Raw genomic sequence first — 13,711 nt, forward strand, 5'->3', positions numbered from 1 at the left:
ATGCTCCTTGAGAGAAAAGGGCTGCCGCGCCGAGACGTGGCGCGGATCCGACCGTACCTTCGGTGATCCGGTGTCCGAGAGTATTCGGCGATGGACAGCAAGAGCAATTCCCGGAAAAGGGGCGTCCACGGCCCCGTTCTTGACACTCCGACGGCCTATGGAAATCCTAGTATTCATGGATTCAAACGGTCTGTCCACTCACTTGAACGTGGAAACGCTGCACGGATCGCTCACCGATCCGGCCATCTCGTCGATGAACCTGCTCAACGAACTGATCGACGAATACCCTGCGGCCATTTCCATGGCGGCAGGCCGTCCGTATGAAGAGTTCTTCGACATACGGCTCATTCACACCTACCTCGACGCCTATTGCGACCATCTCCGGCGCGACCGGAAAATGGACGAGGCCGTGGTGACCCGCACGCTCTTCCAGTACGGCACCACCAAAGGCGTCATCGCCGATCTCATCGCCAAGAACCTCGCCGAAGACGAGAACATCGACGCCGCCCCGGAATCCGTCGTCGTCACGGTGGGCGCGCAGGAGGCGATGTTCCTGGTCCTCCGCACGCTGCGGGCGGGCGAGCGCGACGTGCTGCTCGCCCCCGCCCCCACCTACGTCGGCCTGACCGGGGCGGCGCTGCTCACCGACACCCCCGTGTGGCCGGTGCGGTCGAACGAGAACGGCATCGACCCGGACGACCTCGTCCTCCAGCTGAAGCGCGCCGACGAGCAGGGCAAACGGGTCCGCGCCTGCTACGTGACCCCCAACTTCGCCAATCCCACCGGCACCAGCATGGACCTGGCTTCGCGCCACCGTCTCCTCGATGTCGCCGAATCGAACGGGATCCTCCTCCTGGAGGACAACGCGTACGGCCTGTTCGGCTCCGAGCGGCTGCCCACGCTGAAATCCCTCGACCGGTCGGGATCCGTGGTCTATCTCGGCTCCTTCGCCAAGACCGGCATGCCCGGCGCCCGGGTCGGTTTCGCGGTGGCGGACCAGCGGATGGCCGACGGCGGCCTGTTCGCCGACCAGCTCTCGAAGCTCAAGGGCATGCTCACGGTGAACACCTCCCCCATCGCACAGGCCGTGATCGCCGGCAAGCTCCTGCTCAACGACTTCAGCCTCACCAAGGCCAACGCGCGGGAAATCGCCATCTACCAACGGAATCTGCGGCTGACGCTCGGCGAACTGGAGCGCAGGCTCGGCTCGTGCGAAGGCGTCAGCTGGAACACGCCGACGGGCGGATTCTTCGTCACCGTCACGGTGCCGTTCACCGCCGACGACGAACTGCTCGAAACCGCCGCCCGCGAACACGGCGTGCTGTTCACCCCGATGCATCACTTCTACGGCGGCAAGGGCGGTTTCCAGCAGCTCCGGCTGTCGATCAGCCTGCTCACGCCGGAACTGATCGAAGAGGGCGTCGCACGGCTCGCGGCGTTGATCGAGCCGCGGCTTCCCTGAGTCCGCACCGACTCGCTGTTGCCGAGTACGTGAAGGCCCCCTTCATTGCGTCTAGCGCGGTGAAGGGGGCCTTTTACGCGCCGCCGCCGTGACCGCGAGCAGGGCTGGGCTGCGCCCAATGTGGCATTGGGGCCGCTGAGCGTCTCCGATGTCACATCGGGGGCACCGAATGAGCCACCGGCGCACGATTTTCGCCTGCTCGTCTCGAGAAGGCGACCCGCACTCGACCTGAGCCGAAGGCTCCCTTCGTCGCATCAGACGCGGCGAAGGGAGCCTTCAGCCCACGCCGGCCCACCCACGAACACGCCAATCCGCGCGCCCGTGCAAGTCCGTGAAGGCCTCCTTGAGGGACTCTGGGTCCCTCAAGGAGGCCTTCACGGAACATTCCCGCGGATCGTGAAGCTCGGGTCACCTCATGCCGAGCCTGAAGCCGGCCCCGCGTTGGCGTCGAAGGAGTCGCCCGCGTAATCGGAGTCCAGCACGGAGACGGAATACGCGGCGGGCGCGGCGAGCATGGCCACGACCCCGATGACCAAAGCGGCCTTCACGAGGGTGGTGGAGCCACCCTTGGTCACTCGCGTCAGGACCAGCATCACGAGGGCGAGCACACCCAGCGCGAGCGTTCCCCATTTCGCCCACGGCAGGAAGGCGGGATACGCGGACCAGAGCCAGGCACCCCAGGCCAGTTCGGCCGCGAGCGCGAGGGGCAGGAGCCACGCCTGCCTTCCGCCGTCCTGGAACGCCCGCCAGAACATCACGATGCCGAAGGCGGAGAGCGCGGCGATCGCGGGTGCGAGAGTGGCCACGTAGGCGGTGTGCGCGACTTCGCTCGCGCTGAAGACCACGGTGAAGGTCGCCAGCCAAACCCCCCACGTCACCAGGCCGCCGCGCACCGGATCGGTGCGTTCGGCCCGGCGCCGCCACCAGAGCCCGCAGGCCAGTGCCAGCAACGCGAGCGGGAACAGCCAGCCGATCGCGACCCCGAGGTGACCGTCGAACAGCTTGTACCAGCTGAACACCGGGTCCTTCCGGCTCGAGACCTTCGACGGGTCCTCCGGGGGCGGCGGCTCCCCGCCCGGGCCCACGATCACGTCGCCGTTGGGCAGCACCATCACGTCACCGGGCTTCAACTGGCTCGGATCCCGGTTCGCCGGACCCGCCTGCCCCGGACCCGCCTGCCCAGGGCCACCCTCCTGACCCGGACCGGCCTGTCCCGGACCACCTTCCTGCCCAGGGCCACCTTCCTGACCCGGACCACCCTCCGGCCCAGGACCGGCCTGCCCCGGACCACCCTCCTGGCCCGGGCCCGCTTGCCCGGCTTCGCCCTGCGAGCCACGCAGTTTCGACCGGTCCAGCGGATTGTCCGGCGGACCGAGCACCGGCGGCCCGGACATCCGGCCGGTGGGCGGCAGCGCACCCGGGATGTCGATGCCCACGCGTCCGAGACCGTTGTAGCCGAACACCATGGCGGCGGCGCTGTTGTTCGTCGTGCCGCTGACGTAAGGCCGGGCACTGGCCGGGGTGAAGGTGTAGAGCGCGATCCACGACAGCGAAACCGCGAGCGTCACCACCCCGGCGATCCCCACGTGCTTGACCCGGCGGCGCAGTTCGGTCGGCGCGGTCAGCAGGTAGCCGATCGCCAGCGCGGGCAGGATCATCCAGGCGGTGATCATCTTGGCCTGGAACCCCAGGCCGACCCAGACACCGGCCAGGAGCAGCGACCGGAGCCGTGCTTCCAGGACGGCCCGCTGGAACGCGTCGGCCGCGAACACCAGGCACATGGTCAGGAGACCGTCCGCCATGCTGTGCCCGAACATGGACGCGGCGACGGGGGTGAAGGTGAGGACGGCCGCGGCGAGCAGGCCGGGGACGACGCCCGCCCATCGCCGCACGACCCGGTACATCACCAGGACCGAGAGCACCCCGCCGATCACTTGCGGAAGGGCCAGCGACCAAGCGTGATAACCGAAGATCTTCGCGAAGACGGCCTGCACCGCGAACGATCCGCCGAGCTTGTCGAGCGTGGCCGTCGCCTCCGGGTCCACGGCGGCGTAGAAGAACGCCTTCCAGCTCTCGGACATGCTCCGGACCGCGTCCGAATACAGCGGCGCGTAGTCGACCCGCGGCAGATTCCAGGCATAGAGCACCGCCGCGACGAACGCGATGCCCAGCAGGGCTGGCCGGGCCCATGGCGGCTGTCCTGGCGGGGAACGCCAGACCATCCAGCGGGGTGATCCGGTGTCGGGCACCGGATCGGGACTCGGCGACGGCTGAACGGTGAGCGTTTCGGACATTCGGTTACCTCCCGGCACGATACGGCGCCCCTGCCGTACCGACTGATCGAGTTCTTCGTGTGATGCGGTCTCAGCTGTCGTCGCTGGAGACGACAGGCCAGGTCGTTTCGCGATAGGCGCCGTCCGGTGAAGTCTTGCGGGCGTGTCCGTCCAACTGCTCGAACAGATCCTTCTGCGGCCCGTTGAGCATCAGCATCTGTGAGGAATAGAGCTTCAGCGCCTCGAATTTCCGTGTCCGCGCCTCGGATTCGACCGGGGCGGCCTCGGGCGCGCCGAGCCGGAACCCCGGCGGCAGCTCGGCCGAGCCCATGCCGAAGACCGCGTGGGGCAGGTCTTCCCACAGCCGGACCGGAACGTCCTTCTCCGCCGCGACGAGCAGCGCGGCGTCCCGCGTGATCTCGTTGTCGACGTGATGGCTGATGGCCGCGCAGGTGACGATCAGCGTCGGGTCGAATTCTTCGACGAGCGCTTCGATGTCGTCCTTGACCGCGGCGAACAGATCCGCGTCGCTTCGCGAAGTCTGCCTGCTGATCGCCAGCTTCTTGCGGCCCTCCACGTTGTCGGCCAGCCAGCGGCCGTCCGGGAGTTTGCGGTAGATGGCGTCGAGGAACCGGCCGTGCCGGTAGCCGACCCCCAGATGTGCCAGCGCGGCGATGTCCTCGTTCCGCCGGTGCAGCGGCGCGTCCTGCTCCGGCGAAAGCCCCCAGATCGAGTGCATCCGCTCCGCCGCGGGCGAATAAGGAGGGGGCGCCGTGCCGGCGAACACCGTGTTGACGATCACTTCCGCACCGTCCCGCGCCGCCTGCGCGAGGCCGGCGCCGAAGGACAGGACCGCGTCGTCCAGATGAGGGGAGAGCGCCAAGAGCCGGAGGTCTTGAGACATAGCGTCACTTTCGCGTCAGCGTGCCACGAGGACAACAGGTGAAGGCTGGACGGATCGCCGGGTCAAACGGAAACCGCGGGCTTCTTCCGCCTGACCGCGTCCAGCAGGCGCTCCGCGGTGGTGGCGGCCCCGTCCTCGCGGATCATGCCCGCCACTTCGGTGGCCCTGGCCTGGGTCTCCGGGCTCAGGACCGCGGTGAGCGACGCCGGCAGGGAATCGAAGCCCGGGCGGGATCGTGGTGTGCCGCACCGATCCCCAGTTCGGCCACCCGGTCCGCGTAATAGGGCTGATCCGTATGCCGGGCGACGATGATCTGCGGGGTGCCGGCCAGCGCGGCCACGTGCGCCGTACCCGCGCTGCCACCGTGGATGACGGCGGCCACCCGGCCGAACAGGACCTGGAGGTTCACCTCGTCGACGGCGAGACAGTCGGGGCCTTCGTCGGGCAGGGCGAGTTCGGCCCAGCCGCGGGAAAGGATCACCCGGCGGCCCTTGGCCCGGATCGCCTTGATGGCCGACGCCGCCAGCTCCCCGGTGCCGAGCGCGGTCGAACTGCCGAAACCCACGTACACGGGCGGTGTCCCGGCGTCCAGGAACGCCTCGACCTCCGCGGACAGCGGCCGTTCGTCGGGCAGGATCCACGAACCGGTCTGGACGGCGTCCAGGCCCGGCTGCAGCGGGGCCAGCACCGGATCCGTCGCCAGCCACGGCTGGTCGGTGTAGCCGTAGTCGAACAGATTCTTCAGCGGGGCCAGGCCGACCGATGCCCGCCTGCGGTTGAGCGGACCGGCGAACCGCTCGTAGAACCGCTCGTGGCGCTGTTCCCACAGCACCCGGTTGTCGGTCACGCCCGGGGTGGTCCGTTCGTCCAGCGGCGGCGCGAAATGCGAGGACGGCAGATAAACGGGGCTGTAGGCGGCGTAGTGGTACGGGATGCCCAGCTTCTCGGCCACCGACCGCACGGAGACCGCGGCGGCCATCTCCCCGGTGACCATCACCACGTCGGAGCCCTCCGCCGCGGCCGGGACGTTGTCGAACTGCATGTCGATCGCTTCGGCCGCGAACCGCCGCTCATCCTCGGGCGACGGTGGCGGCATCCCCTCCTGCAGTATCACCCGCTGTTTCGCACCGACCGGCACGTGGGTGACACCGACCTCCTCCAGCCGATCCGCGGCGGGCGGCGGAGCGCACATCCGCACCTCCGCGCCGAGGTCCCGCAACCGAACCGCCAGTGCCACCAGTGGTTCGACGTCGCCTCGTGACCCGCACGTCGACAACAACACACGCATTTCGCACCTCTGTTCCGATGGGTTCCCTTGAGTGGGCGGGATCGCGGTGGGCCGAAGGCGCCTTTCGCCGCGTCCGATGCGACGAACGGAGCTTTCGGCCCTGGCCGGACCGGTGTGGGTCAGCGACCTTGCCGCTTGTACAGCGCCTGCCAGAGGTAGCTCCACGGCCGGGCCCACTCGTCGGCGACGCATTTCCAGCCGGGCCCCGGTACATAGGCCTCGACGTAGTTCCGTGCCTGCGCTTCGACGGCGCGGTTGTCGTGGATGTCGATGATGTTCGTCAGCAGCCCGGTGCTCAGGGCACGGGCGACGGCCTCCTCGCCTCGCGCGTGCGAGTCGAGGCTCTTGTCCATGTACTTCCCCACCGGGTTGTTCACGTAGAAGTGACGGCACTGCTGGTCGATGAGGGCGAGGTAGGACCGCACGGTCTCGGCGCTCATCTCGGCCATCGAGTCGATGTTGATGCAGAGGTCGAAGGTCCGGTCCGCCAGTGTGCTTTCGATCTTGTCCACCGGCACGAATTCGACCTTGGCGAACTGCTCGTCGGTCAAGACCGCGGCGAGGTACTTCCGCGACAGTTCGAGGGTGCTCGGCAGGTCGACGACGCAGTATCCGGAGAGCTCGTGATTGGAGATGATCGCGTGGGCGGTCCGCCCGTATCCGGCGCCGATCTCCAGTACCTCGGCCTGGTCCAGGTCGACCTGCTTCGCGATGAACTCCAGTTCCAGCGCGGCCCGCAGATAGTCCAGGTCCACCTGCTCGCCGTGGTAGGTCACCGAGATCGGATCGCCCACTTCGCGGTGGCGGATCCGGGCCAGCCCCGCCCAGGCGTCCTCGCTCAGGCTGCCCGCCAGGCCATAGATCAGCGTCTTCAGGAACCGCACGCCGTTCGTCTGCACGTTGACCAGCGCGAGCCGGTAGTTGACCTCGCTGTTCTTGAATCCGGCCAGGTCGGCGATCATCTCCTGGTTGAGGTGTGCTTCACCGATCTGCTGCCACATGCTGCTGGCTTCGTACGTTCGGGTGGCGGTGTCCGGTTGGTCGATCATGGCCGGTCTCAAACCTTCCTCAAGGGACGAAAGGGAAGCGGGAATCGGGGGCAGTGGTTCACGCGGGAACGGACGTCTTCTCGCGGTTGACCGCGTCGAGCACCAGTTCCGCGGCCACGGTCGCCCCGTCGGTGCGGATGGTGGCCGCCACGGCCTCCGCCCTGGCGCGGGTTTCCGGTGCCAGCGCGGTGGCGAGTGCGGCGGACAGCGAGTCATAGGTCGGCGTCCGGCCTTCGTGTGCCACCCCGATACCCAGCTCGGCGACCCGGCCGGCGTAGTAGGGCTGGTCCGCGATCTGGGGGACCAGGATCTGGGGGGCACCCGCACGGGCGGCCACGGTCGTCGTGCCCACACCGCCGTGATGGACGACGGCGGCCACCCGGCCGAACAACAGCTGCTGGTTGACCTCGCCGATGGCCAGGCAATCCTCCTGGTCGTCGATCAACGCCAGATCGGCCCAGCCACGGGAAAGAACCACCCGGCGGCCCTGGGCACGGATCGCCTCGATGGCGACTTTCGCGGCGTCGGCGGGCGCGTGCAGGCTGCCGAAGCCCACGTACACCGGAGGTGACCCGGCGGCGAGGAACGCCTCCAATTCCGCGGAAAGCGGCCGTTCGTCGGGCAGCGTCCACGCACCGGTCTGCACCGCGCCGAGGTCCGTCGGCTGCAGCGGAGCCAGGACCGGATCCGCCGCCACCCACGGCTGTTCGGTGTAGCAGTAGGTGAAGACGTCCTCCACGGGCGGCAAACCGATCTCGGCCCGCTTGCCGTTGAGCGCTTCCCCGTATCGCTTCAGTGCGCTCAGATTGTTCCGCTCCCACAACTCCCGGATCCCGGTGCCTTCCGGGGCGGGCGGCTCGCCGATGGGCGGCGGCGGCGCGTAGTACGGCGACGGGACGTAGATCGGGCAGTAGAAGGCGTAGAAGTAGGGAATGCCCAGCTTCTCGGCCACCGACCGGACACCGACGGCCGCGGGCAGCAGGCCGGTCGTCACCACCGCGTCACACCCCTCGGCGGCCGCCGGGACTTCGTCGAACTGCACGGTGATCGACTCGGTCATGAACCGGGCCATCTCCTCGCGCGAGGGCGGGCTCTTCCGGTCCGCCTTCGGCCGCGCCGGGCGGCCGACCGGCAAGAACGGCAGCGCGAACTCGGCCACCCGGTCCGCGGAGTCCGGGGGCGCGCACAGCCGCACCTCCGCGCCGAGCTCCCTCAGCCGGACCGCCAGCGCCATCAGAGGCTCGACGTCGCCGCGGCTGCCGGACGTCGACAACAAGACACGCATTATCTGCTTCCCCGTTCGGTAGGTTGTCGCACGTCACGCGGGAACGGCGGGTTTTTCCCTGCCTGCCGCGTCGAACAGCTCTTCCGCGGCCACCGTGGTCCCGTCGGTGCGGATCGTGCCCGCCACGGCCGCCGCCCGCGCGCGGGCTTCCGGCGCCAGCGTCGTGGCGAGCGCGGCCGACATGTCTTCGAAAGCCGGGATCGGGCCCTCGAGTGCCACACCGACACCCAGTTCGGCCACCCGGTCGGCGAAGTACACCTGCTCCACGACGTTGTCGATCACGTTGCGCACCACGATCTGGGGGACACCCGCCTGCGTGGCCACATACGTCGTGCCCGTGCTGTCGTGGTGGATGGCGACGGCCACCCTGGCGAAGAGCGCCTGGAGATTCACCTCGCCGACGACGAAGCAGTCGGCGTCGTCCTCCGGCAGGACCAGGTCGGCCCAGCCACGGGAGGCGACCACCCGGCGGCCCTGCGCCCGGATCGCTTCGATGGCCACCTCCACCGCGCCTGCGGTCGCCGCCCCGGACGAACTCCCGAAGCCCACGTACACCGGCGGCAGGCCGTCGGCCAGAAAGGCCTCCAGCCCCTCGGGAAGCGGCCGTTCGTCGGGCAGGATCCACGCACCGGTCTGCCTGGGGTACGCGCCGCCGGGCGGTGGGGCCAGGATCGGATCCGTCGCCAGCCACGGCCGATCGGTGTAGCCGTAGTCGAAGAGATTCCCGACCGGGGGCAGGCCGATGCCGGCCCGCCGGTCGTTGACCAGACCACCGAAATGCTTGTCCGCGCCCTGGTTGTACATCTCCCGCTCCGCCCGGTCGTGCCACGACGGCAGATGGTCCGGAGACCAGACGGCGTAGTGATAGGGGATGCCCCGTTTCTCGGCCACCGAGCGCACGGCGACGGCGGCGGGCAGCAGGCCCGACGCCACCACCGCGTCACATCCCTCGGCGGCCGCCGACACCTTGTCGAACCACTCGCCGATCACCTGGGCGACGACCTCGGGCGCGCCGGGCGGCGGTTCTCCCGGTTCGCGTGCCCCCGCCCGCACCGGACGGCCGACCGGCGTCATCGGCACCCCGACCTCGGCGCACCGCTCGGCGTAGTCCGGCGGCAGGCACATCAGCACCTCCGCGCCGAGTTCTCGCAGCCGGACTCCCAGCGCCACCAACGGTTCGGTGTCGCCGCGAGATCCGCATCCGGAAATCAACACGCGCATTTCGCTTCCCCTGTTCGCCTTCGATCCCTGCCCACGGCGCTCCCTCGCAGACCGCGGAGGTCTCACACAGGGTGGTGCGGCAGCCACTTCATCCCGTCGGGCGACGTGACCAGCCCGCCGGGGAAGAGCGGCACCTCGGGCTCGGCGTCCTCGCCGAGCAGCGCCTTCATCTGCACCTGGCCCGCTTCCTGCATCGCCTGCTTGACCACCTGCGACTTGAACATCGGCACCATGTTGTCCCCGTCGCCACCGGCCATCTCGTCGACGGCGGCGGCGAATTCCGCGCTGTGCTCGGCGATCCGGTTCGCGGCGGTCAGCGCCGTCTCACCGGAGGACACGCCGCCGATCAGCTCGACGAAGGACTCGATCTCGGTGTGCTGGTTGTTCGTGACCTTCTTGGCCTGCCAGAAATACGATTCCTCGTTCACGTTCATTTGGTAGAAGGACACGAGGAACTCGTAGAACACCCCGTATTCGCGGCGATACCGCGCCTCGAACTCGTTCAGCACGGTCTTCTCGTCCAGCTCGCCCGCGAGGACGCTGTTGATCGACCGGGCCGCGAGCAGCGCGCTGTAGGTCGCCAGGTGCACGCCCGAGGAGAACACCGGGTCCACGAAACAGGCGGCGTCGCCGATCAGGATCATGCCGGGGCGCCAGAAAGTCGTCTGCTGGTACGAATAGTCCTTGCGGACACGGAGTTCCCCGTACTTGCCGGTGGTGACCCTGGTCGCGTTCGCGAGGTACTCCGAGATCATCGGGCATTCGGCGATCAACGCGTTGAGCGCCGCTTCCCGGTCGCCCTGGATCTTGTCCGCGTCCTCCCGGCGTACCACGGCGCCGACGCTGGTCAGCGTGTCGCTCAGCGGGATGTACCAGAACCAGCCGCTGTCGAAGGCGACGCTCAGGATGTTGCCCGAGACCGGCGCCGGCAGCCGCTTGCCGCCTTCGAAGTACCCGAACAGCGCCAGGCTGCGGAAGAACTCCGAATAGTTCCGCGTGCCGCCGACATGGGAGTACAGGCGGCTCTTGTTCCCCGACGCGTCGACCACGAACCGCGCCGACACCTCACGCTCTTCGCCATCGGGGTCGGTGTACCGCAGGCCGGTGACGCGCTCGCCCTCTTCCACCACATCGTTGACCGCGCACCCCTCGCGCACGACAACGCCCTTGCTCTTGGCGTTGTTCAACAGGATCTGGTCGAACTTCGCCCGCTCGACCTGATAGGCGTGCGACGTCGAACCCGCCATCTTGGAGGAGATCCCGAAGTGGAACGTCCACGGCTCCGGGCGGGCGCCCCAGCGGAAGGTGCCGCCCCGTTTCAGCGGGAAGCCGGCGTTGGCCAGTTCGTCCGAGACCCCGAGCATCCGGCACACCCCGTGCACCGTGGCGGGCAACAGCGACTCACCGATCTGATACCGCGGGAACACCTCTTTTTCGAGCAGCAGCACCCGATGTCCCTGCATGGCGACGAGGGTGGCCAGTGTCGAACCACCCGGTCCGCCGCCTGCCACGACCACATCGAAATCTTCCACCGACATATCCCACCATTCCTCGATCGAGTGTCAATCCGTTGTGGCTGCCGAACATTCTTCCGCCGTCACTACCAGGTGACCGGTACCTGATCAGGGCAGTCGACGAACGCCTTGCGAAACTTGATTTCCTCGCCCGCCACGGCCAGCCGCAAGCCGGGAAACCGGTGCCACAGGGTCTGATAAGCCATCCGAAGCATCGACCTGGCCACCGCCGCGCCGATACAATAATGGATTCCGTGCCCGAATCCGACGTCCGGAACCGAACCGCGGTTCGCGTCGAACACATGGGGATTCGGCGTCAGCGCCTCGTCCCGGTTCGCCATGAGAACGGAACAGAGGACGTAGTCCCCGGCCTTGATCGTCTGGCCGTCGACGACCACGTCCTTGAGCGCGAGGCGGGGATTCGGCTGCTGAACGGGCGAAAGATAGCGCACCAATTCCGCGACCACGCGATCCGCCTTCTCGGGGCCCGCCGAAAGCAGCGGTATCTGCCCGGGATTGTCCAGCAGCGCGACCACCCCGAAACCGATCATCCCGGCCACGGTTTCGACGCCGCCGAGGATCAACGCCGTGCACAGGCCCTTCAGTTCCTCGTCCGTGACGTTGTCGCCGTGTTCCCGTACGAGCATGCCGAGGAATCCCTCGTCGGGTTCCTTCCGCTGCCTGGCGATGAAATCGTCCAGGTACCGGTTGAACGCCGCGCTGTCGGCCGCCCTCGCCTTGAGCCCCCGGCCGAGGTCGACGTTCCGCCTGATCCGCCGGACGAACTCACGCCGGTCGTCGCGCGGGATGCCGAGCAGTTCGCACAGGACACCCGCGCCGACCGGGTCGGCGAACAATCCCTGGAGGTCCGCGGGCGGTCCCTCGGCCTCCACCATGTCGAGCCGCTCGTCGATGAGACGCTGGATCGCGGGCTCCATACGGCGGATCCGCCGGAGGGTGAACTCCGGCGTCAGCATCCGCCGCAGCCGGGTGTGTTCGGGCGGATCATAGGTCGAGATCTGCCCGACGAATTGGGCTTCGACATGCGCCCCCGATTCCCCATGGGTGAACCGCGGCCGGGTCGAGAAATTCTCGTGATCGCCCAGGATCCGGCGGACGACGTCATAACCACACGCTTGCCAGACATAGTCCCTGCCCAGCTGCGCGGACGCTTCCCCGACGATGCGGATCAACGGGCCGTGTGCCCGGAGTTCGAAATTGTCCTCATGCGGATCGCATTTCGTCCGCAGTTGGAAGTTCGGCGGCTCCCGCAGGAGCGGCGCGGCCTGATCGGTACCGTTTCCCATGTCGAGTGGAAGCTCCTTAAGTGACCGGGAGTGCGTTTCGGTCTCGCCGATCCGCCATCGGCCCCAGTTTCATCGGTCGCCGGGCGGAGGTCCAGCGGCTCGGGTGGACGACCCGGCCGCCCGGAGACGGCTCACCACTCGACCATCAGGCTGGTCAATCCGTATGCCGGGGTGGTCAGCCGGAAATTGTTCTCCTGGCCGGGATCCGCGAGCCCCAACGTGGGAAAACGCTGCCACAGCATGGTGTAGAACGTGCGCAGTTCGAGCCGGGCGAGCGCGGCTCCGAGACAATGGTGGACACCGTGGCCGAACGCGACATGGGAAACGGAATCGCGGGTGACGTCGAGCCGTTCCGGATCCGGCACCAACGCGGGATCACGGTTCGCCGCCGGCAGGGAACAGATGACGCTCTCCCCCTTTTTCACCACCTGATCCCCGATGGTGACGTCCTCCTTGGCGATCCGCGGTGTCGGGGCATACGGCACCGTCAGATACCGGATCAGCTCGTCCACCGCACGCTGCGCCGACTGCTCGTCGCCCCGGAACGCCTCGATCTGGTCAGGATGCTTCAGCAGCGCCAGCACACCCAGCCCGATCATCCCGGAGATGTTGTCGTCGCCCGCCAGCATCACCTGGACGCAGAAGCCTCTCAGCTCCTCGTCCGTGGCCTCGTCGCCGTATTCGGCGACCACGGCGCCGATCAACCCCTCGCCCGGTTCCTTCCGTTCCCTGGCGATCATGGCCAGCAGATAGCGGGAGAACGCCTCGCCGGCGGCCGCGCGTCTCTTCTGGCTCCGCGCGGGGTCGAGATGCGCGTGACACAGCTGCATGAACATCGCGCGGTCGTCGCGCGGCACCCCGATCAGCTCGCACAGCACCGCGCCGGGGACCTCGTTGGCGACGAGCTCGATCAGATCGGCGGGCGACCCCGCCGCTTCCATGGCATCGAGGCGCTCGGAAACGATCTGTTCGATGTAGGGCCGCAGACGCTGCATCTTGCGCAGGGTGAAGCCGGGCGTCAGCTTCTGGCGCAGCCGCGTGTGCTCCGGCGGGTCGTAGTCCATCAGGTTGCCGACCAGTTCACGCGGCCGGAAGATCCCTTCCCCGCCGATCTCGTCCCGCCGGTCCCAGCGCCGCCGCGTGCTGAACCTGGTGTGATCGCCCATCACCTGCCGGACGACGGCGTGGGTCGTGGCCATCCAGGTCGTCACGGCGTCCGCTCCGGAACCGACGGTGACCTCCGTCAGCGCCCCGGCGGCGAGCAGTTCGGCGGCCGGGTCGAGCCCCTCCCGCCGGATGTGGACCGGGCGCGAGTCGTCACCACTCAAGGGAAAGCTCCTCTGCTGCAAGACATTGGACATATGTGCACAGTTCCCGCCTGGTGTCCTTTGTGGATGGTCGAGGTGAC

9 protein-coding genes and 1 pseudogene are annotated in these 13,711 nt (G+C 68.1%); 1 reads left to right on the forward strand and 9 read right to left on the reverse strand.

The features are described 5' to 3' along the window. The first annotated feature begins 175 nt into the window (after positions 1-175). The gene (locus tag MJQ72_RS33925) at positions 176-1,462 is read left to right on the forward strand and encodes a PLP-dependent aminotransferase family protein (protein WP_240595166.1); all 1,287 of its coding nucleotides are present in this window, start codon (positions 176-178) and stop codon (positions 1,460-1,462) included. A gap of 413 nt (positions 1,463-1,875) precedes the next feature. On the opposite strand, the gene MJQ72_RS33930 is transcribed toward MJQ72_RS33925, so the two are convergent. The 9 genes and pseudogenes from MJQ72_RS33930 to MJQ72_RS33970 all read right to left on the reverse strand — a co-directional run bounded on the left by MJQ72_RS33930 (position 1,876) and on the right by MJQ72_RS33970 (position 13,631). After that, a complete protein-coding gene (locus MJQ72_RS33930; protein ID WP_240595167.1) occupies positions 1,876-3,756 on the reverse strand; it encodes a glycosyltransferase family 39 protein in 1,881 nt (626 codons plus the stop codon). A 70-nt stretch (positions 3,757-3,826) separates the two neighbouring features. Beyond that, positions 3,827-4,639 carry a PIG-L deacetylase family protein gene (locus MJQ72_RS33935; RefSeq protein ID WP_240595168.1) on the reverse strand — a complete coding sequence of 271 codons (813 nt, stop codon included), beginning with the start codon at positions 4,637-4,639 and terminating at the stop codon, positions 3,827-3,829. A gap of 62 nt (positions 4,640-4,701) precedes the next feature. Then, a pseudogene (locus MJQ72_RS33940) lies at positions 4,702-5,927 on the reverse strand (glycosyltransferase). Between the two features lie 119 nt (positions 5,928-6,046). Next, complete coding sequence (locus tag MJQ72_RS33945; protein WP_240595169.1) at positions 6,047-6,976, reverse strand: putative sugar O-methyltransferase; 930 nt, start codon at positions 6,974-6,976, stop codon at positions 6,047-6,049. Positions 6,977-7,034: 58 nt separating this feature from the next. Beyond that, positions 7,035-8,261: a glycosyltransferase gene (locus MJQ72_RS33950; RefSeq protein WP_240595170.1), complete on the reverse strand. Its 1,227-nt coding sequence runs from the start codon at positions 8,259-8,261 to the stop codon at positions 7,035-7,037. Positions 8,262-8,294: 33 nt separating this feature from the next. Then, positions 8,295-9,482, reverse strand: coding sequence for a glycosyltransferase (locus tag MJQ72_RS33955; protein WP_240595171.1), 1,188 nt, complete (start codon positions 9,480-9,482; stop codon positions 8,295-8,297). Positions 9,483-9,544: 62 nt separating this feature from the next. Further along, positions 9,545-11,020, reverse strand: a complete 1,476-nt coding sequence (locus tag MJQ72_RS33960; protein WP_240595172.1) for a tryptophan 7-halogenase — start codon at positions 11,018-11,020, stop codon at positions 9,545-9,547. Between the two features lie 62 nt (positions 11,021-11,082). Beyond that, entirely contained in the window at positions 11,083-12,303 is a 1,221-nt protein-coding gene (locus tag MJQ72_RS33965; protein WP_240595173.1) for a cytochrome P450, read from the reverse strand. 131 nt (positions 12,304-12,434) lie between these two features. After that, on the reverse strand, positions 12,435-13,631 hold the full coding sequence (locus tag MJQ72_RS33970) for a cytochrome P450 (RefSeq protein WP_240595174.1): 1,197 nt from the start codon (positions 13,629-13,631) through the stop codon (positions 12,435-12,437). Positions 13,632-13,711: the final 80 nt, after the last annotated feature.

The sequence above is a fragment of the Amycolatopsis sp. EV170708-02-1 genome (assembly GCF_022479115.1).
Classification (GTDB): Bacteria; Actinomycetota; Actinomycetes; order Mycobacteriales; family Pseudonocardiaceae; genus Amycolatopsis.